General features: G+C 43.0%; 27 protein-coding genes. 24 read left to right on the top strand and 3 right to left on the bottom strand.

The features are described from left to right. The first annotated feature begins 21 nt into the window (after positions 1 to 21). Together NST58_RS14655 and NST58_RS14660 are read left to right on the top strand one after the other, a co-directional pair. Positions 22 to 165, top strand: coding sequence for a hypothetical protein (locus NST58_RS14655; RefSeq protein ID WP_339248520.1), 144 nt, complete (start codon positions 22 to 24; stop codon positions 163 to 165). A 1,313-nt stretch (positions 166 to 1,478) separates the two neighbouring features. Then, the gene (locus tag NST58_RS14660; protein ID WP_076218040.1) at positions 1,479 to 1,877 is read left to right on the top strand and encodes a DnaJ family domain-containing protein; all 399 of its coding nucleotides are present in this window, start codon (positions 1,479 to 1,481) and stop codon (positions 1,875 to 1,877) included. 138 nt (positions 1,878 to 2,015) lie between these two features. Here the strand turns inward: NST58_RS14660 and NST58_RS14665 are convergent, their stop codons facing one another. Then, complete coding sequence (locus NST58_RS14665) at positions 2,016 to 2,438, bottom strand: GNAT family N-acetyltransferase (RefSeq protein WP_339248523.1); 423 nt, start codon at positions 2,436 to 2,438, stop codon at positions 2,016 to 2,018. 139 nt (positions 2,439 to 2,577) lie between these two features. Here NST58_RS14665 and hrpB point away from each other — a divergent pair, with 139 nt between their 5' ends. Then, a complete protein-coding gene (hrpB, locus tag NST58_RS14670) occupies positions 2,578 to 5,070 on the top strand; it encodes an ATP-dependent helicase HrpB (RefSeq protein WP_339248526.1) in 2,493 nt (830 codons plus the stop codon). Between the two features lie 98 nt (positions 5,071 to 5,168). Next, on the top strand, positions 5,169 to 5,753 hold the full coding sequence (locus NST58_RS14675; RefSeq protein ID WP_076126136.1) for a general stress protein: 585 nt from the start codon (positions 5,169 to 5,171) through the stop codon (positions 5,751 to 5,753). Between the two features lie 702 nt (positions 5,754 to 6,455). On the opposite strand, the gene NST58_RS14680 is transcribed toward NST58_RS14675, so the two are convergent. Further along, positions 6,456 to 7,388 (bottom strand): LysR family transcriptional regulator, encoded by a 933-nt coding sequence (locus tag NST58_RS14680; protein WP_076218037.1) that lies wholly within the window; start codon positions 7,386 to 7,388, stop codon positions 6,456 to 6,458. Positions 7,389 to 7,459: 71 nt separating this feature from the next. Here NST58_RS14680 and aroC point away from each other — a divergent pair, with 71 nt between their 5' ends. The 7 genes from aroC (at position 7,460) to NST58_RS14715 (ending at position 12,432) form a co-directional block, all read left to right on the top strand. Next, positions 7,460 to 8,515: a chorismate synthase gene (gene aroC / locus NST58_RS14685; RefSeq protein ID WP_076126139.1), complete on the top strand. Its 1,056-nt coding sequence runs from the start codon at positions 7,460 to 7,462 to the stop codon at positions 8,513 to 8,515. A gap of 161 nt (positions 8,516 to 8,676) precedes the next feature. After that, positions 8,677 to 9,534: an NAD(P)-dependent oxidoreductase gene (locus NST58_RS14690; RefSeq protein ID WP_076280747.1), complete on the top strand. Its 858-nt coding sequence runs from the start codon at positions 8,677 to 8,679 to the stop codon at positions 9,532 to 9,534. 33 nt (positions 9,535 to 9,567) lie between these two features. Continuing rightward, complete coding sequence (locus NST58_RS14695) at positions 9,568 to 9,762, top strand: hypothetical protein (protein ID WP_076126143.1); 195 nt, start codon at positions 9,568 to 9,570, stop codon at positions 9,760 to 9,762. A 276-nt stretch (positions 9,763 to 10,038) separates the two neighbouring features. Further along, complete coding sequence (locus tag NST58_RS14700) at positions 10,039 to 10,536, top strand: hypothetical protein (RefSeq protein WP_339248528.1); 498 nt, start codon at positions 10,039 to 10,041, stop codon at positions 10,534 to 10,536. Beyond that, entirely contained in the window at positions 10,511 to 10,795 is a 285-nt protein-coding gene (locus NST58_RS14705; RefSeq protein WP_339248530.1) for a hypothetical protein, read from the top strand. The genes NST58_RS14700 and NST58_RS14705 overlap by 26 nt, the downstream gene beginning before the upstream one ends. Positions 10,796 to 10,958: 163 nt before the next feature. Further along, entirely contained in the window at positions 10,959 to 11,366 is a 408-nt protein-coding gene (locus NST58_RS14710; protein WP_339248533.1) for a hypothetical protein, read from the top strand. A 127-nt stretch (positions 11,367 to 11,493) separates the two neighbouring features. Further along, positions 11,494 to 12,432 (top strand): GNAT family N-acetyltransferase, encoded by a 939-nt coding sequence (locus NST58_RS14715; protein WP_339248535.1) that lies wholly within the window; start codon positions 11,494 to 11,496, stop codon positions 12,430 to 12,432. A gap of 35 nt (positions 12,433 to 12,467) precedes the next feature. Here the strand turns inward: NST58_RS14715 and NST58_RS14720 are convergent, their stop codons facing one another. Beyond that, on the bottom strand, positions 12,468 to 13,358 hold the full coding sequence (locus NST58_RS14720; RefSeq protein WP_076183777.1) for a GNAT family N-acetyltransferase: 891 nt from the start codon (positions 13,356 to 13,358) through the stop codon (positions 12,468 to 12,470). 251 nt (positions 13,359 to 13,609) lie between these two features. Here NST58_RS14720 and NST58_RS14725 point away from each other — a divergent pair, with 251 nt between their 5' ends. The 13 genes from NST58_RS14725 (at position 13,610) to NST58_RS14785 (ending at position 23,513) form a co-directional block, all read left to right on the top strand. Continuing rightward, positions 13,610 to 13,801: a GNAT family protein gene (locus NST58_RS14725; protein ID WP_254847608.1), complete on the top strand. Its 192-nt coding sequence runs from the start codon at positions 13,610 to 13,612 to the stop codon at positions 13,799 to 13,801. A 580-nt stretch (positions 13,802 to 14,381) separates the two neighbouring features. Further along, positions 14,382 to 14,522: a hypothetical protein gene (locus NST58_RS14730; RefSeq protein ID WP_339248538.1), complete on the top strand. Its 141-nt coding sequence runs from the start codon at positions 14,382 to 14,384 to the stop codon at positions 14,520 to 14,522. Positions 14,523 to 15,088: 566 nt separating this feature from the next. After that, on the top strand, positions 15,089 to 15,235 hold the full coding sequence (locus NST58_RS14735; RefSeq protein ID WP_339248540.1) for a hypothetical protein: 147 nt from the start codon (positions 15,089 to 15,091) through the stop codon (positions 15,233 to 15,235). A 222-nt stretch (positions 15,236 to 15,457) separates the two neighbouring features. Beyond that, positions 15,458 to 15,817 carry a helix-turn-helix transcriptional regulator gene (locus NST58_RS14740; protein ID WP_036686667.1) on the top strand — a complete coding sequence of 120 codons (360 nt, stop codon included), beginning with the start codon at positions 15,458 to 15,460 and terminating at the stop codon, positions 15,815 to 15,817. Positions 15,818 to 15,910: 93 nt separating this feature from the next. Next, positions 15,911 to 16,294: a DivIVA domain-containing protein gene (locus NST58_RS14745; protein ID WP_036686669.1), complete on the top strand. Its 384-nt coding sequence runs from the start codon at positions 15,911 to 15,913 to the stop codon at positions 16,292 to 16,294. 213 nt (positions 16,295 to 16,507) lie between these two features. Continuing rightward, the gene (locus tag NST58_RS14750) at positions 16,508 to 17,380 is read left to right on the top strand and encodes a PRD domain-containing protein (RefSeq protein ID WP_076126156.1); all 873 of its coding nucleotides are present in this window, start codon (positions 16,508 to 16,510) and stop codon (positions 17,378 to 17,380) included. A 22-nt stretch (positions 17,381 to 17,402) separates the two neighbouring features. After that, complete coding sequence (locus NST58_RS14755) at positions 17,403 to 17,909, top strand: PTS glucose transporter subunit IIA (protein WP_076126158.1); 507 nt, start codon at positions 17,403 to 17,405, stop codon at positions 17,907 to 17,909. A gap of 47 nt (positions 17,910 to 17,956) precedes the next feature. Beyond that, a complete protein-coding gene (gene nagE / locus NST58_RS14760) occupies positions 17,957 to 19,411 on the top strand; it encodes an N-acetylglucosamine-specific PTS transporter subunit IIBC (RefSeq protein WP_036686675.1) in 1,455 nt (484 codons plus the stop codon). Positions 19,412 to 19,554: 143 nt separating this feature from the next. Beyond that, entirely contained in the window at positions 19,555 to 19,872 is a 318-nt protein-coding gene (locus NST58_RS14765) for a hypothetical protein (protein WP_036686678.1), read from the top strand. 119 nt (positions 19,873 to 19,991) lie between these two features. Then, complete coding sequence (locus tag NST58_RS14770) at positions 19,992 to 20,510, top strand: sigma-70 family RNA polymerase sigma factor (RefSeq protein WP_076218030.1); 519 nt, start codon at positions 19,992 to 19,994, stop codon at positions 20,508 to 20,510. 44 nt (positions 20,511 to 20,554) lie between these two features. Then, positions 20,555 to 21,640: a DUF4179 domain-containing protein gene (locus NST58_RS14775; protein WP_076218029.1), complete on the top strand. Its 1,086-nt coding sequence runs from the start codon at positions 20,555 to 20,557 to the stop codon at positions 21,638 to 21,640. Next, complete coding sequence (locus NST58_RS14780) at positions 21,640 to 22,632, top strand: ABC transporter ATP-binding protein (RefSeq protein ID WP_076126163.1); 993 nt, start codon at positions 21,640 to 21,642, stop codon at positions 22,630 to 22,632. Before NST58_RS14775 ends, NST58_RS14780 begins: the two co-directional genes overlap by 1 nt. Further along, positions 22,629 to 23,513, top strand: a complete 885-nt coding sequence (locus tag NST58_RS14785) for an ABC transporter permease subunit (RefSeq protein WP_339248544.1) — start codon at positions 22,629 to 22,631, stop codon at positions 23,511 to 23,513. Before NST58_RS14780 ends, NST58_RS14785 begins: the two co-directional genes overlap by 4 nt. Positions 23,514 to 23,529: the final 16 nt, after the last annotated feature.

Below are 23,529 nucleotides of genomic sequence, written 5' to 3' on the forward strand. Positions count from 1 at the left end.
AAAGGGATAAATGAGTGATGAATGGCGGAAGTAAACAGTAGCATCTACGGTGGCGAGGATACATCGGCGTTGCGGACTGTATTGCAGCTATTTGGCGTTTTTGGTGTGTTTATTAGAAGTATCGGACTGCATAGCACTTATTGCTGCGATTTTGAACAAAAGTAGGGCGTGTTTGAGCGAATAGGTGCAACTGTGTCCGATAGCAGAGGGAATAAGCCTGAATTAGTAAAATAAGGGCTGCTGGGTCCGAACGATCTATGGCGCCGAAGATGTAATGAAGATGCAAAGGATGTAGTATACGAGCAAGAGTTGCTGGGTCCGAACGATTTGCGGAGGCGTGGATTCGCTAATGTATCGGACTGTATTGCAGCTATTTGGAGTTTTTGGTGTGTTTATTAGAAGTATCGGACCGCATAGCGCTTAATGCCGCGATTTTGAACAAAAGTAGGGCGTATTTGAGCGAATAGGTGCAACTGAGTCCGATAGCAGAGAGAATAAGCCTGAATTTGTGAAATAAGGTCATCTGAGTCCGCACGTTACATGGTAGCGAGGATGCATCGGCGTTGCGGACTGTATTGCAGCTATTTGGAGTTTTTGGTGTGTTTATTAGAAGTATCGGACCGCATAGCGCTTATTGCTGCGATTTTGAACAAAAGTAGGGCGTATTTGAGCGAATAGGTGCAACTGAGTCCGATAGCAGAGAGAATAAGCCTGAATTTGTGAAATAAGGGCTGCTGGGTCCGAACTATCTATGGCGACCAAGATGTAATGAAGATGCAAAGGATGTAGTATACGAGCAAGAGCTACTGAGCCCGAACGATTTGCGGAGGCGTGGATTCGCTAATGTATCGGACTGTATTGCAGCTATTTGGAGTTTTTGGTGTGTTTATTAGAAGTATCGGACCGCATAGCGCTTAATGCCGCGATTTTGAACAAAAGTAGGGCGTATTTGAGCGAATAGGTGCAACTGAGTCCGATAGTACAGCGAAATGGACTAAATTAGTGAAATAAGGGCTGCTGGGTCCGAACGATCTATGGCGCCGAAGATGTAATGAAGATGTAATGAAGATGCAAAGGATGTAGTATACGAGCAAGAGCTGCTGGGTCCGAACGATCAATGGCGACGAAGAGGTAATGAATGTGTAATAAAGGATGTAGTATACAAGCAAGAGCTCCTGGGTCCAAACATTTCACGGTGGCCAGTGTATGCTGACGTTGCGGTTATGGGCTTAGAATATGCATTGTGTACGATAGTTACAGAGTCTGAGCTATTCAACTGTGCGAGGAGGGCAAGGGGCATTTGAGTAAATAGCTCGCCATCCCTATAGTTAACAGCATAGGAAAGATCTGAGAAAGCATTCCGGCACCTTGATGCAAATCCTAAGTCTTTTATGCTAAAATTAACGCAATTCCGTAAAATCTACTTTTGCTTAGGCAGGGTAGTTAATAGTGTGGTATTAGTGAAGGAGGCTGCGTATATGGGGATGATGTCTTGGTTAGCTGAGCAGCGAATTCAGGAGTCTATGCGTAACGGGGAATTTCGAGATTTACCTGGGCATGGCAAGCCGCTGGAGCTCGAGGATTTATCGGGTGTGCCGGAAGAATTGCGGATGTCTTTTAAAATCATGAAGAACTCCGGACTAGTGCCTGAGGAAATCTCTCTGCGAGCTGAATGTGTTACGTTGGAAGGATTGCTAGCGGCGTGTCATAATAGCGGAAGTGCAGAAACAAGTGAGGGCAAGGCTTTGCGGTCAAAACTGTCAATGAAAAGACTGCGTCTACAGGAGTTATTACGTGAACGCGGCTTGGATAGTAACCCTGCTTTTATGCAATACAGTGCTCAAATACACGAACAGATGATAAAGGAAGAGGAATAACGCTGGTTACGTTACTGCCTAAATGCCTACAGTCATTTGGACATCAGAATAAATAGTGTAAAATAAAAAGGCATCTCTTGGTCGTTTTAGACAGAAGAGCTGCCTTTTTGCTTGTTATGTGTAACTAAACATGTATACTCATCTAATTTGTTTAAAATATACCCATTCCGGATCGCCATCATCTAAATTCTCAATGACTCCGCTTTTAACAAACCCTTGAGAAAGACATAGTTGCTGCATGATCGTATTGGATTCATTGGTGGAGGTGAAAAGCTTGGGGGTTGGGCATTGTTCCTCGATGTAGCTAAGGAGTGTTTTGGCTATGCCTAGGCGTCTGAACTCAGGATCCACAATGACCAGCTGAATAAAACAACATTCGAAAAAGGTGGTATCGTAGCAAGCAAATCCTACAAACGTTCCATTATGTGATGCTACGTAACACTGCTCATGCTTGATATATTTTTCAATCTTCGATTTGCGGCTTTCATTGCCAATGATCTTGCTGTCTATTTTGGTGAGCATGGGTAGATCTGAAATTGTAGCTTTTGTTACGAATATCATAGTAAGTCTCCTTATTAATATTATAGAGGGTATGAATGGTAAGTCTTGATCTTTAAGGTTTTTTCACACATGATGAAGATGATCTAAGATAACTTCAAGGGAAATTATAACATATGATTATAGACGATGGAGAGATAGAATGAAACAACTTCCGATTATACAGGTGCTTCCTGACCTGAAAAACATACTTAACACTGCGCAGGCAGCAGTACTTATCGCTGAACCGGGTGCAGGCAAAACAACAGGAACGCCTCCGGCGTTTTTGGACGAGCCCTGGATGGCGGGTAAAAGCATTTTAATGTTAGAGCCTAGAAGGCTTGCTGCTAGATCTGCCGCCACTTACATGGCATCCTGCCTTGGAGAAAGTGTTGGACAGACGGTAGGTTATCGGATGCGGAATGACACTAAAGTAGGCAAAAATACGCGGATTGTTGTAGTCACTGAAGGAGTATTAACGAGAATGCTGCAAAGCGATCCTTCTTTGGGTGATGTGGGTTTAGTTATTTTTGATGAGTTCCATGAGCGCAGTCTTCATGCGGATTTGGGACTTGCCCTTACACTGGAAGCACAGGCTGTGCTGCGGGAGGATCTAAGGATTCTTATCATGTCAGCTACCTTGGACAGTGAGCGGGTGTCTGCTTTACTAGGCGATGCGCCCGTAGTAAATTGTCCGGGCAGAACCTATCCTGTAGAAACAATCTATGTGCCAACTACTGGGAATCTTCCACTGGAAAAAACTGCTGCAGCTGCTGTGAGACGTGCGCTTGCTGAACAACCCGGAGATATTCTCGTCTTTTTACCGGGGGAAAGAGAAATACGCAGAACTCAAAGTGAGTTGGAAAATGGAAGCTTGGCAGAGCAGACGGTAATTCGCCCTCTATATGGCCAGCTGCCACAAAATATCCAAGATGCAGCCGTGGCTGCATCTGTTCAAGGTGAACGAAAAGTAGTGCTTGCGACTTCTATCGCTGAGACAAGTCTAACGATTGAAGGCGTGCGAACGGTAATTGACACAGGGCAGCGCCGTACACAGGTATTCTCACCACGCACAGGAATGCCAAGTCTGACGACAGTCCCGGTATCGAAAGCCTCCGCGGATCAACGGCGGGGACGTGCTGGACGAACAGCCCCTGGCGTGTGCTACAGGCTGTGGAGTCAGGAGGAGCATAATCGACTTCCGGATGACAATGTGCCGGAGATTATGCAGACGGACCTTGCGCAGCTCGCTTTGGAGCTGGCGCTGTGGGGCGTGCGCGATCCTGCCGCGCTATCTTGGCTTGACGCGCCGCCCGCTGCGCCTTTTGCGCAGGGCACCGCGCTGCTGCGCCAGCTCGGCGCGCTGGACGCCGGCGGCGCTATTACGCCGCACGGCCACAGCATGGCCGCGCTTGGCGCGCACCCGCGAGCCGCGCATATGCTGCTGCTCGCGGCAGAGCTTGGCACAGCACCGCTCGCCTGCCGGCTGGCGGCGCTGCTGCAAGAGCGGGACCTTTTCAAGGGTCCCGCGGCCCTAGATTGCGACCTCACGCTCCGCGTTGAGGCGCTGCTCCGGTTCGAGCGCTCCGCTGATAGCGGCGGAGCGGACCCGGCGGCTCTGCGCGCTGTGCTGCGCGAGAGCCGCCACTTCCTGGCGCAGCTGCAAGCCGCGCCGGGCGAGAACGTGAACGACATCAGCCGCTGCGGGCTGCTTCTGTCGTTCGCCTATCCCGACCGGATCGGGCAGAAACGCGGCGATGGTGCGTTTCTGCTCTCCTCCGGTCGGGGGGCGGCCATGCGGGAAGGGCAACCGCTGGCCCGGTCATCTTATATCGTAGCTGCTTCGATCGATGATCGCGCTACACAGGGCGCAATTATGCTGGCAGCTGAGATAGAAGAAGGACAACTGCTTTCCTATCATGCAGACCGCATCACCGAGGAAGCGGATGTGTATTGGGATAAAGAAAGTGGAAGTGTGAAGAAACGTCGTCGCACAATGCTCGGCGCGTTGGTCTTAAAAGAAACTTCACATGAAAGACCCTCCGCGGAAGAAATGGCAAATGTACTATTAAGTGTCATCGCTACAGATGGCATTGAAATCCTACCGTGGGAGAAGGGAACCATACAGCTTCGCGAACGTTTGATGTTTATGCATACCTTACGTTCAGATTGGCCGGATGTATCAGATGTTGCTTTAATTGCTACGTTGGATGAATGGCTTTTGCCATATCTGCAAGGTATGAGGAACCTCCGCGACCTTCAGCGTGTACCGTTAGCGCGAGCGCTTGAGGGGATGTTAGACTGGAATCAGCGGCAGATGCTGGAAAAGGAGGCACCTACATATATATCTGTTCCTAGTGGCTCGCGTGTGCCTGTAGATTATACTAATCCTGCTGCCCCGGTATTGGCAGTAAGATTGCAAGAGATGTTTGGACAGCTGGACACACCTCGAATTGGAGGGGGAAAAGTGCCAGTATTGCTGCATCTTTTGTCACCAGCTAGACGACCTGTGCAGGTAACCTCTGATCTAGCAAGTTTTTGGCGGGGGACCTATTTTGAGGTCAAAAAAGATCTGAAGGGACGGTACCCGAAGCACTATTGGCCAGATGACCCATTACAGGCTATTCCGACTAATCGTACACGTCCTGTAAAATAATTTATGGTTACATATGCTCTTGAAATTTTTCCTTAGATGTTTGGTCTCCCGTTTAAAGGGTAATTACTAGCGAAGACAATTACTAAGGAGGGCTTCAAGTGACTAAAAAAATCGTAGGTATTTTCGACACAGAACAAGAAGCAACCAGAGCAATTGAAGGACTTCACAATCAAGGATTTAATAATGATGAAATATCAGTAATCACACGTGATCGTGATGAGCTTAGAAACATCTCAGAGGATACAGGCACAAAAGCTCCAGAAGGAGTAGCAACAGGCGCTGCTACAGGTGGTGTAGTTGGCGGCGTTGCCGGACTATTAGCAGGGATCGGAGCATTGGCGATTCCGGGGATTGGACCGATTCTGGCGGCAGGGCCTATAGTTGCAACCCTTACAGGTGCAGCAGTTGGTGCAGGCGCAGGTGGATTAGTCGGCGGCTTGATCGGACTCGGTATTCCTGAGGATGAGGCTAAAGAGTACGAAGGTTATGTGGAAAGCGGCAAAATCCTTGTACTAGTCGATGATAATGGACGCGGCTATCAAGCACATGATGTGTTCCGCGGTAACCGTTCGCTGAATACTCAGCGTTACGAAGGCGTCTATAACGAAGACACTAGACTAGGAAATTCGATGGCTAACAGAGCGGATCGGACGGCTGAAGTCTACAACCGCGATAAAATATAACATTATAATAACCTGCTTTAAAAGCGGTAAAAGGTTACAAGGAGCGATTCTCCGATTTAATGGAGAATCGCTCCTTTTGTATTTTTAGTCCATCGCGCCTCCCGGAATCCCCCTTTGCTCATCCTCTTCTGAGGTGTACGGACCCAGATGACGCTATTGGCTAATTTTTGGTCTTTGCAGCAGGATTTCGGACTCCATGGACGCTATTCTATAGAATGAGGCTCATATTTGCTGTTATTTATGCCAATAGCTGCAATGGGGTCCGATAGGGCTCCAAATATTGAATAATATTGCGGTTAAGGTCCGCTGTGTCCTTTGCTACTACGTTCCTGCATCGTTTCGGAGTGTCCTTATGCTGCAACGCACGTGCTGTCTTTGTACTGCTATCTATGCGTACCCGATCACTGTAACCTTTGTTGGAGGGTTATCGTTCCGCTGACGTACATGCACCGTTCCCTAGAGTCCTTTTACTATTACGTACGTGCATCGTTCCACTGTGTCCTTGTATTGCTACGTAAGCGCACCCGGACTCTGTGTCCTTATCCTACTGAGCATAAGCCCCCGGTTTGCAGCTACGAAATCCCCCCGTTCCGCAGCGTCTTTATGGTTGGTAATCACATGCCCCGTTCCGCAGCGACCTTATGGTTGCTAAGCACATGCCCCGTTACGCAGTGTCCTTATATGCTGTTACCTTGCACGATCTTAATCAAGGATACGAAGCATGCGGACGAAAGAATCAGCTGCCACGGATAACCTCATATCGCGATGGATTGCGAAGCCTATATTCCGGGGTGGAGGGGGATCATCTAATTGCAACTCGAAAAGTTCTCCTTTTTGAATCTCCTCAATTACAAAAGAACGGCTAATAAAGGCTACCCCGTAACCAAGTCTTGCAAATTCAGAGAGTAAATCGATGCTGCCCAGCTCTATATCTGGTTTAACGGACAACCGCTTACCAGCAAACCAATGATCAACAAACAGTCTGGTGCTGCTTTCTGGGGATAATAAAATAAAAGGTAACTCTGCAAGTTCTTTTGCCGTAAGCGAACGGTTTGCCAGTTCCTGAAAGGCTCGTCCCACTACAAAACAATCCTCAAGGGTGGCAAGCGTCTGAATACTTAATTGTGGATCGTCAATAGGCATATGGACGAGCGCACAGTCTATTTCGCCTTCTTTCAAACGTTTGGTGATCTCATGCGTTTTTCCGTGTGATAGCCGAATTCGTATGCCGGGATATTGTTTGTGGAATGCGTTCAATTGCGGCAGCAAAAGATTTTTTATAAGGGAATCACTTGCTCCAATCCGAACTTCTCCCTCGTTTAATTGCTTTAGATTATGAAGATGCTTTTGTGCAGAATCCAGCATGACTAAAGAGGGCTCAACATATTCCAATAACGCCCGTCCTTCCTCGGTTAGCTCTACACCTTTAGATAAACGATGAAATAATTTGAGGCCTAAAGAATCCTCCATTTGTTTAATGGCATAACTTACGGATGGCTGTGTAATATGCAATTCATTTGCAGCCTTTGTTAGATTTTTGTAACGAGCCGTATATAAAAAAATACGATACCATTCAAGGTTAAAGAATTTGATATAGATCACCTCTATGACAGTCTGTTGAAAATGTGATTTCATTAATCGCAACAATCTTATTATAATTTGGATATATAAATAATAAAAGAGTCGGTAATGGAGGTTTGAATATTATGGCAGGTAACACATTTGGAGAAGTATTTAAGATTACTACCTTTGGAGAGTCACATGGTGCAGCGGTTGGGGTCATAGTGGATGGAGTTACACCTAATGTTGAAATTGATGAAGCATATATTCAGAAACAGATGGATAGAAGGAAACCAGGCCAGTCCTCTGTAACTTCACCGCGTAAGGAATATGATGTGGTGCAAATACAATCAGGAATATTCGAAGGGAAAACAACCGGAACTCCACTCTTTGTAGTTCTGTACAACAAAGATATGAAACCGGAGGCCTATAACGATATTCAGCATTCATTTAGACCCGGCCATGCGGATTATACTTTTTTGCAGAAATACGGAATTCGCGATCATAGAGGCAGTGGACGGGCATCAGGCAGGGAAACAGCGGCAAGAGTAGCTGGCGGAGCGATCGCTCGGAAACTGCTCGAAAGAAGAGGGGTTGAGGTACTAGCCTACACGCAAGAGGTCGGAGGGATTAAGTGTCAAACCTTTGATGAAGATGTTATTGAACAAAATGCAGTCCGCGCCTGTGATGCTAAGGCTGGAGCTGAAATGATTAAAAAAATTGAACACTTAGCTTCGATTGGAGACAGCTGCGGAGGTATCGTGGAGTGTCGGATTAGAGGGGTTATTCCGGGTCTTGGAGAACCCGTATTTGATAAATTGGATGCAGAGTTAGCTAAAGCGATGTTATCTATTGGTGCTGTAAAAGGAATAGAGTTTGGAGCTGGATTCGAAGCGGCCTCTATGCTTGGAAGTGAACATAATGACGCGATGAATAAGGATGGATTTCTTAGTAACCATTCCGGCGGGATTATAGGCGGAATCAGCACAGGAGAAGAGATTATTTTTCGAATAAGTGTAAAGCCTACATCCTCGATTTCTGTTACTCAACAGACCATAAACACGAATGGTGAAGAAGTTGAGATTAAAACGGAGGGCAGACATGATCCATGTATCTGTCCGAGAATCGTGCCGGTTGTTGAAGCAATGGCTTGCTTAGTATTGGAAGATCTTTATAAAAGACAAGCTGCTATTTTTGGATGAAACACTTTATAAAATGAAAAAAATCAAAGACTGCACCTCTTAGCAATAGACTGTGAGGTGCAGTCTTTTTTGCATATGTGGTATCATATGGATAATCATTCAAATTATGCTTTGTCTCTAGCTATGCCATAAGATACAGCACAGCGAAAAGGAGGGAATAGATGAGAATCTTTGTTGCAGGTGCTGCAGGTGTGATTGGACGGTCATTGCTTCCTAAGTTACTACAAGCGGGGCATGAGGTTATCGGTCTGACCCATAAAGAAGAAAACAAAACAATCCTTGAGAGCTTAGGGGCACAAGCGGTAATCGCGGATGTGTATGAGCGTGAGTCTATATTTGCGGCTATTCAAGCAGCCCAACCTGAAGTGGTAATTCATCAGCTGACTTCATTAAGTCAGCGGAATTTTGCAGATAATTCAAGGATAAGAATAGAAGGAACACGAAATATTGTCGATGCTTCACTGACAAACGGGGTTAAACAGATTATTGCTCAAAGTATCTCTTGGGCTTATGAAGCTGGTGAGGGACCTGCCACGGAGAATACTCCATTAGATACTAATGCTTCTGAATCCCGGATGAGAACCATTGAGGGTATCCGCTCACTTGAAAAGGCAGTTGCAGAAATTCCTAATCATGTGATTTTGCGGTACGGAATGTTGTACGGCCAAGGGACTTGGTATGATACTGCGGGATTAATGACAGAAGAAATTCGACAAGGGAGACTGACTGCAACAGAAGCGGTTACGTCATTCCTTCACGTGGAGGATGCAGCTAACGCGGCGGCGCTTGCTCTGAACTGGCCTTCTGGTCCAGTTAATATTGTGGACAATGAACCTGCGCGAGGAATAGATTGGGTGCCTGTTTTTTCTGAAATCTTGGGAGCTCCTAGACCTCCTTTGCAAATGGGCAGAGAAGGCTGGGAACGGGGGGCGTCCAATACAAAAGCTCGAATGGATTACGGATGGAGTCCATCATACCCTTCATGGAGGTCAGGTTTTGCTCAGAGCTTGAAAGGTTAGAGATGAATCCAAACATGTACAAGGAGAGATAACATGAGTAAATTAAAGAATTTTTCTTTAGTAGTCGTGAATTTAATTGCTGATCTATGGTTTGGAATCGTTCGAAAACCAGAGTTTTATGATAAACACACCGTTACTAGAACAAAGAAAGGGTATGTCCTGTTTGTATCTATGGCAGGCATTATCGCAGTGGGTTCAGCTTTTTGGTTATGCTCAAGAATATATTAGAGAAAAGGCTGCCAATTGGCGGTCTTTTTTTGATATTGGATGTCAGAAAGCTAGAATGTTATGTTACTACTTAATAGATGGTTAAAACAGGCTCCTTATTATGTTCAGCGCATAAGATTAATGTTTAAACTCATGGATGAAAATCGTGCCAAAGTGACGCTTATTGCCGCCTCAGCTGGGTTTGGAAAAACGACACTTGCGGCCGAATGGGCTCGTACTCATTCCGATGAGGTTGCATAGCTTGCAGATAACCATCTTGTACGGTTCTGGTTAAATTTGCATGCTGCAATTGAGAGAATCTTTCGCCCCTTTTTAAATCGCTTGGATTTGTTTATCCAGTCTATTCGTGACGGTTCAGTAGAAACTGCGATTCCTCTTTTATTAAACGATCTGCATTCTCTTCCAGGCTCTATTACACTTATAATGGATGATTATCATGCGATTACGAATCAATCGATTCATGAGAGTATGGGCTTTTTCATCGGACATCTTCCGGCTAATGTGAAGCTTGTAATATTGAGTAGAACTCTCCCGCCACTCGCCTTATCCCGCCTAAGAGCACAACAGGAACTACTAGAATTAAGTTACGATGATCTGAGGTTTACATTTGACGAAATAGATGAGCTACAATCTCAATCCTTGAGCGAGCAGCTTTCACAAGATGAGTTATTTTTGCTTGGAAAAAAAACAGAAGGATGGGCAGCGGGTTTAATTCTTGCCTTCCGCTCTTTTTCAGGAAGGGCTGGTCTTGGAAGCTATCCAGCATGCTTTTGAGGCAGAGGATTATACGTTTTCTGCATCATGTATGGATAGGCCTTTCAATTCAATTATCAAAGATGGCGATGAATCTACATTGCTAGATTTACTAGATAAGTTGTCGATCAAAAATATGATTGTGCACTTTGATTTATTTTATTTTCAAGCGGGTTCGATGGCTGTCGCTGGACGATCAGATGATGCCAAACGCTTCTTACAAAGGTTGAACTTTTCATGGAAGAGGAATTTATTATTCCGGAAAAAGAGCAAGCCGTAATTCAAATGCGGTTGGATCTGTATCGTGCTTCGGTTGCATTTTATCAGGGAGACGTGGATACGTTCGTTGAGCTATTGGACCAAAACAGGGAAGGCATAGAGAAATTTGCATCTATAGTAAACGTTACAAGGTCATGGTTTTGTATTTTTGGTGGATCTTTTCTATGAAAAGAATCATCTTAAAGATGCAAATGTCCAACTGGACAAAGTGCTTGTTATGTGTAATTCCTCGAAGCATGTGGGTACCAGGGGTTATTTTGCAAGCTAAAATGTTAAAAGCAATAGGTCATGTGGAAGATGCAGCGGAGGTTTTGCAGACAGCTATTGCGGAACTTAAGCAATATCATTCTCCTGGCAGGGAAAGATTGCTGGAAGCCGCATATATTCGAATTCAGTTCTCGCAAGGACTGTTAAGTAGCGGTGATGAATGGCTAACGAAAAGGCATATTAGTGCAAATGATAAACCTAATGTTGCCCGGGAATACGAACAAATCACACTCGCGCGTATGCTGATGGCACGTCAAGCTTATCAAAAGTTAGAGGTTAAAAAACCGGGTACAAGCCGTTTCTAAGATAAAAGAAAAGCATTTGCTTTAAATCGGCAAAAGATTAATATAACAGTTTATTACCAAACATTTACTTTAAGAAGTGATACTATGGAATACAGAAGGTGATAGGACTAGCGAGGAGGAAATGTAAATGCAATTAATGGCATGGTCTGAATACGAGATTTCATATGACTTAAATAATGATTATTCTATTCGTAAGGCAGACTCAGAAGAGTGGGGACTGTATTGTTCCATTTATTATAATATGCAATATAACGGTTTTTTTAAAGAAGAAAGGTTCAATTCTGCCCAAAGAAACGCTTTTTGGATTTATAAAGGCGAGTCTAAAATAGGTGGAGTAAGGATGTCGCCTAACCGGATATATCATTTATTTGTTATTCCACCGTTTAACGATACATTTGTGGTGCTGAAGCTATTAAAAAAGCTTTTGATTTATTGGTCGGATAGAACAAAACCGATAAAAACCTTCGAGGTTCTGCCAGACCAGGTTCAATTATTTGCGCGGGCGGGGTTTTGGCCTGATGAGTTCAGATGCCGTTGGATGCACCGTCCTACAGATTATTTTGAGGTCGAATGGAACGAAGAGTTAAGGATTGAAAGTCCTCAGATCGAAGATAATGGAATGGGCGCTAAACGATTTATTCTTGAAGAGCAGATCGCCGAATGTAACTATGCGAGCTTTGATGGAAGTCTTGAGGCAACAAGGAGAAAGAAATTCTCTTATGAAGATTTTATCCCAAGTGAAGAACCTAATTATACAAATGAAGAATTATTGACAGCGTCAACGCTTGTGTATGATAAGAAATCAGGACAGCTAATTGCGAATTGTCTTTTGGGTTTACAAGATGATTACGCAGCGGTTTACAGTATTGGTGTAATACCTGCTTACAGAGGAAAAGGGATTGCTACACTGATGTTGAAAAGAGGACTAAATCTCCTGAAAGATAAGTATCCGATCCTAAGATTATATGTCATGGAAGGTAATGATGCGGAGTCTGTTTATTTAAATCTAGGATTTGTCCCTGGAGTACAAGAGATACAGAGTATGTATATTCCTATGCACGACTAAGAAAGGCTGCCAAATGGCAGCCTTTTTTTTGTTAACTAGGCATGAGAGGTAATAGGAAACATGAAATGTTGAGGGAGTTCTTTTAATAGCGGACGTATAAATAAGGTATCTTCACTCTGGGAAATTAATTCTGCCTTAACTTGATCGATTGGATAATCTGGTGTGAAATAAAAATGTATAACTTCAGTATCCGGAGAAATAATGCTTTTCAATACTGTGTTGATATCAAAACTTGTTGTACTAATAATATCAAAAATATGAAGCTGATGATCCTCATGTTTAAAGATCACAATAACGTCAGCCTCTTCAATATAATAAAAGGAATCGTGAAAAGGAAGAATAAAATAAAACAGCAGCTGATGTTCATTATTTATCACACTTAGCGCGGAGGATACCGGTGTTCTTTTGACTGCAAAATTTTTGATCATGCTAAAATCAACGGGGTTACCTATAGATAAAGGCCGCACAGAGTAGGTTGTAGTTGGCTGATTGCTAAGATGAGCAACGTTAAGTGAAAAGCTGCTTTCTTGCATGCGTTCAAACCCGAATTTAGGATAAAAATCCAAAGCGCGCTCATTAGCAAATAAGTAGAGGAAGTCGTATTCATGTTCGTACTTAGCGATAATGTGGTCTATTAATTTTCGGGATAAACCTTGCATACGATAATCAGGATGTGTCATCACCGTCCCAATTTGGATGGCGTTGTATTCTTTTTTGTTGATGAGAATAGTCATTTTATTAATAGATGCATTCGCAATGACGTGATCTTCATCGATAAAGGAATAACAAATATATTTGTCATTCCAGCCCCCTTGTTCATACCAAGGTTTAAAATCAATACCAAAGATTGATTGGGCTAAAGAATTGAAGCTAAGCTTATATTTATCGATGTGTTTATAATCGCTAATCAATTGATATTCATTCATAGAATATACCTCTATTTCAGATGATTTTGGGATTCGCATTTTATGAATATATAATACTATGCTTTTTAACCGTAAAGTTGATTTTAAAAATACTATACCAATATAATCCTGTAGATGTGTTATCATAATCTCTAAATTATTAACTCGGAGGTATAAGATGAGAGAGATAGATTACAGTCATTATTTTTGGCAGGATGAGAAAATAAGACTAAGATCTGTTCACATTTGCAGAATTCTCATCACAGCGACTGATGTTTACGATCGAAAATCTGAATGGTGAATATGTGGGTGGAGTAAATCTTAATAGCATAGACGAGAAAAATGGTACGTTCAGTATAGGCGTGCAAGTGGATAGAGACCATCGAGGTAAGGGGTATGGGACAAGAGCTATCAACATCCTGTTGAAGTATGCTTTTTTGGAGCTTAGACTCAAACAAGTTTAACGAATGTGCGCTCGAAGGTAACGAACCCTCAGCAGCTATGCTTAGAAAAGTGGGTTGTGTTCAAGAAGGCGTGCGCCGTAAAGTTATTTATACAAATGGACAATATTTAGATTTACTTTTGTTTGGATTGACGAAAGATGAATTTATGGAGAAAAACGCTATGAAATAGTGCTTAGGAGAGGTTACTTGGAAAGCGGAGTGGCGCAGGGATTATAGCTGAGAAGGACGTTTAGAAAATGAACTTGGCAAAGTGGAACTTATTAGTTACCTAAAAAAGCGATTCTTCAATAACTGGAGGATCGCTTTTTTGCGTTTTTCTTTTCGAATTGATGTTCTATTGAAGCATGCGGACCCAGAAGACGTTATTTGCATATTTTTCGCTTTTTCAGAGTAGTATCGGACTCTAGTGCAGCTATTCCCCAAGAATAGCTGTATATATGTTACTTTTTATGCCAATAGCGTCCATGGGGTCCGATAACACACCAAAAGTGGGGAAAAGCAGCGAATAGAGTCAATGGGGTCCGATAGTAGCTCGAACGAGCAAACTTGAACAAACTAAACAAAGAATGGGAGGAGGATCATGCAGAAGCATGTGGATTCAGATGGAGTTTGTATCGTGCAGAAGTATATTGATCCAGATGGAGTTTGGTTTGCGCAGAAGTATGTGGGCTTAGATAGAGTTTATTTCGTGCAGAAACTTGTGGATCCAGATAGAGTTTAGTTCACGCAGAAACTTTCGGACCCAGAAGACGCTATTTGCAAATATTTAGCTTTTTCAGAGTAGTTTCGGACACCAGTGCAGCTATTCCCCAAGGATAGCTGTATAAATGTTACTTTTTATGCCAATAGCGCCCATGGGGTCCGATAGCACAGCAAAAGTGGGGAAAAGCAGCGAATAGAGTCAACGGGGTCCGATAGCAACTCGAACGAGCAAACTTGAACAAACTAAACAAAGAATGGGAGGGGAGCGTGCTGAAGCATGTGGATTCAGATAGAGTTTGGTTTGCGCAGAAGTATGTGGGCTCAGATGGAGTTTATTTCGCGCAGAAACTTTCGGACCGAGAAGACGCTATTTGCAAATATTAAGCTTTTTCAGAGTAGTTTCGGACACCAGTGCAGCTATTCCCCAAGAATAGCTGTATAAATGTTACTTTTTATGCTAATAGCGCCCATAGGGTCCGATAGCACAGCAAAAGTGGGGAAAAGCAGCGAATAGAGTCAATGGGGTCCGATAGTAGCTCGAACGAGCAAAATTGATCAAACCAAACAAAGAATGGGACGAGGATCATGCAGAAGCATATGGGTCCAGATGGAGTTTGTATCGTACTGAAGTATATTGATCCAGATAGAGTTTGTATCGTGCAGAAGCATGTGGACCTAATTCTACGAGGATCATTCTACGAAATCAACGATGTACAATTATTTATTCCATAATTTCACCATATGAAAAATTCACAATAGTAAACCACAAAAAAACTAAGCTCTCCCTACCCACATCCACATAAATCATCCTATATCCCACCAAATCTCTATAAACAACGTAATAAGTGAACCCTCTACCAAATTTCAGGTTGTGAAAGTTGGAAAATAGTGCTTATACTAGAGTAATAGAAGGAAAGATTAGCCAACAACATTTACAACATGAGGAGGGTTTATATGGCGTTTATGATTGCTCAACGAGCGTTTATCAAAGTGTATCTTATAACAATGGTAGAACAACACCGCGGTTACGGATATCAAATGCTGGAGGATTTACGTCGGGATTTCAAAGCCCATGGTTATTCCCCTCCACAGAGTGAAATCTATCGCGCCCTGCATGAGCTGGTGCAGCAAGGGATTTTATATCGTACCAAGCAGCTGAAAGGCAATGACCCTAAAGTGGATTTTCAAGAAATCGTACTTTACCATTTCACCTCAGATGGTGAAGAAAAAGCAAAATTATATAAAAAGCAGGTAAAGACGGATCTTGACCGCTGCTTAGGCATTTTGAATAAAGCTGTTGTGGACAACTATTAGAACTGCAACTATAGTAATATTTTCAGGATGCTCTCACCCTGTTATAATGGTTACTGCCGGATGATTGCAGTATATACTTGGAGGTAGCAAAAGATGGATGAACATATGAAACGCCGGTTAGACAAACAGCGGAAGCTGTTCAGTCAACTTGGCATCACATTAGACGCTCTAACCATACATGAAAAAGAATTCAGCATGAAGCTGCGTGGCTACGATGCGGAGGAAGTAGATACATTTCTGGACAGCGTAATCAAAGATTACGAACGTTTCTATGCGACGATAGCTGATCTGATGGATAAATGGCAAGAGCAGCAGCTGGAAATGCGGGAATTAAAGGCAGAAACAAAAACAGAGGTTATCCAGGTTCCTGTTTCCCGAGGCATTGATCCAAAAGAATTGGAAGAGGTTATTCTGAGGCTTGAAACTAACGTCCGCCAGCTTAAAGATAAGCTTCCTCGCGTGGAAGAGTTTTTATAAGGCGCTGTTTGGGATAATGGGAGCTCCGCTTGACATTTCTAAATTTACCATTGACGAGTTAGCAGTTCATGAATTATGATATGTTCATAAATGATCATTTATATTTTAGTGGCGTGTTACCGTTAAGGGCATGAGCCAAGAATTGTCTTTATTTCCATTAGACAATTCTTGGCTTTTTTTGTTCCAATTTGACGATAATTAGGGAGAGGAGTGATGAGCTTGTCGCGAGAGATCGAGCAATTTCAAGTACAGCGTGTAATTGGGAATAACGTTGTAATGGTTCAGGGAAGCAAAAACGGGAAGGAATATGTCATCATTGGCAAAGGTATTGGATTTGCAGTGAAGGGTTCTGGTGTGATCGAAGGAAATGATGCTCGGATTGAAAAATTGTTTCGTCTAGAAGATCGCGAAGCCTGGAGCCAATATCAAGTTTTGCTGGAAGATATAGATCCTAAGGTAATGAAAATAACTGATGAGATAATTGCAGATATCCAAAGTCAATTTCCTGACAAGTTAAACGACAAGATTTATCTGGCACTCCCGAGCCACATACAGTTCACCATCTACCGTCTGCGCAACGGGATGGATATTATTAATCCGTTTTTGCAAGAAACCAAAATGTCATTTCCGAAGGAATTTGAGATCGCTTACAAGGCATCGGAGAAAATCAATGCTGAATTTCAAGTGCAAATCCCCGAAGATGAGATTGGATTTCTTACTTATCATGTGTATTCAGCCGTCAATAATGTATCGGTTGGTCAGTTAGTCAAGGCCTCTAATATTGTCAATGAGCTTCTAGACATGATTCAGCAAGAACGAAAGATAACTTTTGAGCACGGCAGTATGAATCATATCCGATTAATGATCCACTTGCGTTTTTCGCTGGAACGTATTTTAAAAGGATCACTAATAGATAATCCCTTTGTGAAACATATTAAGAAAGAATACAAAGAGGAATACAAGCTGGCTAAAAAGCTCGGTAAAGTAATGCAAAGATCGCTTGAGGTCGAAATTCCGGAAGAAGAACTATGTTTTCTAGCCATGCATTTGCACCGGTTATTTCAGACCTTAGTGAAATCAAATTAACATCTTAAGAGGAGTGGAGCATATGTTTTCCAAATGGAAATCAAAAAAAGAAGAGAAACATACTGAACATACCATCGAAATCATGGCACCAATCAGCGGGGAGTCAGTTCCACTAGCACAGGTTCCGGATGAAACCTTTGCTGGCGGTCATATGGGTAACGGAATTGCAATAAAACCATCTGAAGGAATTTTGAAAGCGCCTTTTGACGGTAGGGTTGCTCATATCGTGAAATCGAGTCATGCAGTCATTCTGGAACATTCCTCCGGTATGCAATTGCTATTACATATCGGAATCGATACTGTCAGCCTCAAGGGCAACGGTTTTGTCAGTCATATAACCTCTGGAGATCAAGTAAAAGCAGGTCAAACCCTAATCGAATTTGATCTGGACGTAATTCGCGCGGCAGGTTGTGACACAATTTCGCCTGTAATCGTGACCAGTACAGAGGAGAATCCACCTCAAGTAAGCGGACATTATGGTCAGGTTACAGCAGGACAGGATCTGATTCTTACCGTGGCTTCAAAGTAAATGGTTTATAGAGCACTACTACTATTGAACCGAAAGGATGATTTTAAATGTTGGCTTTTCTACAAAAACTAGGTAAGTCGTTAATGCTTCCTGTTGCAACCATGCCGGCGGCAGCTATTCTTCAAGGGTTTGGTTTGCTTAACTACGAAAAAGATATTCCGCTAGGAGCGACCATTGGTGGATTTCTGAATCAATACTTTGCTCCATTTCTAAACGCCGGAGCGAATGCGATCTTCGGTAACCTAGCCTTAATCTTCGCGGTAGGGGTTGCCATTGGATTTGCCGGTGACGCCGTAGCAGCTTTGTCAGCAGTAATTTCTTACATGGTACTGACTAAGATTCTGCTTATCGTACCGCTTCAATTCTCTTTCATCAATGATGATGTTGTATTGAACATGGGTGTGCTTGGTGGTATTTTTGCCGGTGCTTGGGCAGCGTTCTTATACAAGAGATATCACAATATAAAAATGCCTGATTGGCTCGGATTTTTTGCAGGTAAACGTTTTGTCCCAATCATTACGGCAGCTTCTATGATGGTTCTTGCTGTATTTGTGGGTATGATCTGGAGTCCGATACAAGATGTTATCAGTGACTTCGGGAACTGGGTTGTGTCACTGGGGGCTGTTGGAGCATTCATCTTCGGTACAGCTAACCGCTTGCTGATTCCGTTCGGTCTTCACCACGTGCTTAATACGATTGCTTGGTTCCAAATTGGTGATTTTACGAATGCGGCTGGTGAACTGGTGCATGGTGACTTGTACCGCTTCTTCGCTGGAGATAAAACTGCTGGGATGTTTATGACTGGATTCTTCCCAATTATGATGTTTGCGCTTCCAGGGGCAGCACTTGCATTTATTCATACAGCTAAACCGGAAAAACGTAAAATGGTTGCTTCCATCTTCATCGGTTCTGCCATTGCTTCTTTCTTAACAGGGATCACTGAACCACTTGAGTTCTCCTTTATGTTCGTAGCACCACTCTTGTACGGAGTTCATGCTTTATTAACAGGATTCTCCATGGCCTTGATGTACATTTTAGATGTTAAGCTTGGTTTTGGTTTCTCCGCAGGTTTGATCGATTATCTTGTAAACCTGAAACTGTCTACTAATGCATGGATACTTATTCCTGTGGGTCTTGGATTCTTCGTCTTGTATTATGTACTATTCCGCTTTATTATCTCATTGTTCAAGCTAAAAACACCTGGACGTGAAGATGATGATGAAGAAAGTCTGTTAGCACCACCTGGAGGTAATGGAACGCCTTCATCGTCTTCTAAAGCTGCTCAAATTCTTGAGAACATCGGCGGTCCATCGAACATCCGCAATATCGATGCATGTATCACACGCCTTCGTCTGATTGTTAATGACGAAAAAGCCGTTAAAGATTCCGCATTGAAACAGCTCGGAGCTTCCGGTGTTATGAGACTGGGTCAAGGGGCTGTGCAGATCGTATTTGGTCCAAAATCAGAGCAAATTAAAGATGATATTCAAAAGCTTTTATAACTAAATTGATCATGTTGAAATCCTTAAACAGGGCTGGTTCTCATACCAGTCCTGTTTTTTTGCTGTGTCCAGAGATAAAGGGTTGCTTTATAGATAATGCCTAGTATAATACTTGGTATAAGTAACCAAAGGAGTCGGTACACATGTCAGTCGATGATTATTTGGATCTTTTAAATTACGCCAAGGCGATTAAAGATGGGCAGTGGCAGGCTGACATCATTGAGCGCTTAAAGAATCTTAGTGCAGCAGCGGAAAGTCCTCAGATACAAGAAGAAAGTGTAATAGAACTTTGGTCAAGGTTTGATGCCATTAACATAATGATCATGAAGCTGTTTGAGAAGTTACGGGAGAATGAACATTCAGAGCAACAGTTTCAGTGGAAAGAGCAGCTCTGGGAGCTTAGGCTGGAACGGAGTATTTTATCTAAAAAGATTCTTAATCGTTACATTCGAATTAGGTAAACACTAGAAGACAGTTTCCTTATTAATTTAGGGGCTGTCTTTTTTTACGTAATCTTGATACAAAAATACATTGATAGTCGTCTTACTTATAGCTGCAGCTGATAAGGAGGATTTACAAGATGGGAATTCCGGAATCTGAAATTTTTAAAGCAATATTCTATGAACATTATCCTATTGTCAGACGTAAGCTGACCGCTTTGGTTCGTGATGAGTCGGCAGCAGATGATTTGGCACAAGAAGTTTTTCTGAGATTGTATCGTAACCCCCCAGATGATCCAGCAGCGCTGGGTGCCTGGCTTCATAGAGTCCTTACTCGTATTGGATATGATTATCTGGACAAAAAAGCAAGGGAACGGCGGCTGCAAAATAAACAAGAACAGTTATACGAAGTGGGGGAATCACCTCCTTCAGGAGAGGAAGTCTTAATCAGTAAGCTGGATCAGGAGGATGTTCATGAATGGTTGAACGAGCTGCCTGACAGGGATAGACAAGCGCTTCTGCTTAGATACTCTGGTTACAGTTATGCGGAAATAGCAGGCGAGCTTGGTCTAAGACCTCCCGTAGTAGGGACATTACTGCACCGTGCGACCCAGAGGTTAAGACAAAATGCAGCAAAATCACTGTCTCAGACGGAATAATAAAACGAGATAAGCGAAGCTAAATTATTTAGGAGGGATTACTAATGACTAAACAACCGCTAAATCAAGATCATAATAAACAACATACAGATGAAGCCTGGGCCAAATTGCAAAACAAGTTAGCGTCTGAGCCTGCAAGTCCCAAATGGTCTGTGTGGAGTCAGCAGTTGTCTGTGGATGTTATGAAAGATGATGACAAAACAGATCCACATATAGACCAGCCTCAATCTACGGATGACAATCCAACAGCTAATCGCCCATCCAAGCGTCCTCGCATGAATCGTCGGCGCAAATGGGGAGTAGCAGTGGCAGGTGCCGCGATCTTTGCGGTTATACTTGGAACTCCAGTAGGAAATACGGCTATGGCATCGCTGCTGAATCAATTTCGGATGGAAGAAGTTACAGTTGTGAATGAAAATGATATCCGGGATATTTTTTATCAGGTAAATGAAAGTCAATCCATGAATGAAGCTATGAACAAATTTGGTGTGTTTACAAGTTCCTTTGGTTCAAATAAAGGGATTATTCCGCTAAATCAGGTGGAAGAGACTCTAGGTTTTACACTTCCAAGCGGAACTTTGCTCGAGAATGTGAAGAGCGCATATATAACCAATTCACAAGAAATAACCTTGAAGCTTAATATTGAAGCAGTTAATAAAGCAATGAAAAGATTGGGTGCAAAACAGCTTCTTCCAGAAGCCATAGATGGGAAAGAAATTAAATTAGATCTTTCGGAGATCGTGAATTATGATCTTTCGATTGATAATGATAAATGGGCTAATCTTACACAGACGAAGACTCCTTTAATTACGGTAGATCCAACTATAAAGGTTGATGAAGCTTTGGAAGCTATAATCGATTTTCCATTGCTGCCAGATTATCTGAAATCCAGCTTAAAGCAGAGCCGCATTTTATCGGGTGAAATTCCTCTGCCACTGGTAAAAGGCCTGAATACCGATCAAATAAAGATTAAAGATACAACGGTTCTACTGAATCAGAATGAATATAGTCAAGGGATTGTGTACTCGGCCGTTTGGGTACAGAACGGACAACTGTTTGATTTCAACGGAGGAAGCGTGTATACAGATAAAGCTGTATTCTTAGAGAAGCTAGGGGAGTTGATTGAATAATGACGGCTGCTGCAATAGAAGCGAAGTCTTTGACTAAAGAATATGATAACGGACGTGGTTGCCGTGATGTAACGATTACTGTTGGGAAAGGGGAAGCCTTTGGCTTCCTCGGCCCTAATGGTGCGGGGAAAAGTACCTTTGTCAAAATGTTGGTAGGTCTCATTCGTCCATCGAATGGTAGTGCTACTCTATTTGGTCATAAGATCGGTTCACTTGAAGCCAAGTCCCAAATCGGATATTTACCGGAATTATATCGCTATCAAGAATGGCTTACGGGGGAAGAAGTAGTAAGACTGCATGCCAAGCTGTGCCGTGTAGATCGATCTGTAGCCGACAAAAGAATTCCAGAGCTTCTAGCGGAAGTTGGAATTGGAAACCGTGGACGGGATCGTGTGAAACATTATTCCAAAGGGATGCAGCAGAGATTAGGGCTTGCTTGCGCTCTTGTAAACAATCCGGCCATCGTTTTTCTGGATGAGCCCTCATCGGCGCTAGACCCGATTGGACGTCAGGAAGTTCGGAATATTTTGCAGAGGCTAAAAGAGAAGGGAGTTACAATATTTCTTAACTCTCATCTACTGGAGGATGTTGAACTCATCTGCGACCGTATGGCACTGCTGAATAACGGAGTTATACTGCGGCATGGGAAAGTATCTGAGATCTTAAATAAGCGAACAAGCTGGCATTTTAAAGTGGGCGGTTTTACGCCTATTTTGTTGTCTTGGTTACAGGATAGTACTGAACTTCAGATCAAAGTTTCAGCGGATATCGGAGCTCAATCTGAAAAAGGAGCTTCATTCCCAGCTACATTGGAGAGTAGCACAGTTTGGCTGGAAGCGGAATTGGAGAATGAGGAGCAAGTAGGCTGGCTGAACACGTTAATTATTGAACAGGGCATGACCTTATATGAAGTCTCACGGAAGCGAGAACGTCTGGAAGACTGGTTTATGAGTGCTGTATCCGGCCTAAGTCACAGAGGTGAACACGAATGAGAATAATCATAGGAATGACCTGGAAGGAATTGCTGCGTAAACGAGTAATGGTATTAACATTGCTTATGACCATTGTCTTTCTTATAGGGTTTTGGTTTGTGGCAAATACGATCGGACAAAGCGGAATACCGAACAGAACAGATATTAGCAGTGGCGAGCATCTCTTAGCTAATTTTACAAATGGTGCTTTTATATTATCACTTGGCTTCTTTTTTGGCGCTTTTGTACTCGCCTTTTTGGCGATCTTCAGTTCCTTCTCAGCTATTGCAGGTGAAGCGGAACAAGGGGTTATGCAGGCTTTACTGCCAAGACCGCTGCCGCGGTGGAAATGGTATACAGGTCGCTGGCTTGGATATGTGACGCTTGGGATCGGTTATGCCCTGATTTTATTTATTTCTATTTTATGGATTACTAAGATCCATGCCACCGTTCCTAGAGATGCCGTAGTCCTATTGAAATCATTTTTGTTATTCTCCTCTGTAGTACCTTTGCTAATTACGATTTCTATGCTGGGTTCTGGATTCTTCTCAGCAGTGGGGAATGGTGTCTTTATGACAATGTTATATGGAGCTGGCTGGTTAGGTGGGATGATTGATAAGATCGGAGGATCGCTGAGATTAGAACCCGATGTCCTTGACACATTAAATAATCTGTCAGGAATGATGGCACTGCTTATGCCAGTGGATGGTTTACAGCGGAAAATGACCGCCGTCCTGTTCAGCGCTAATGAAATGAGTGGAATGATGGGGTTGTTCGGCAGCATGAATGGATTGCTGGATTTTAATACGGTTCCGTCAAATATGTTTATTTTTTATGCGATTGGATATACCCTGTTAGCTTTTGTTATAGGTCTACTTCGCTTCGAGCGAAAAGACTTATAAAGGGGATGTTAATCCA

Source organism: Paenibacillus sp. FSL R10-2796, from assembly GCF_037965315.1.
GTDB classification, from domain to species: Bacteria; Bacillota; Bacilli; order Paenibacillales; family Paenibacillaceae; genus Paenibacillus_AQ; species Paenibacillus_AQ odorifer.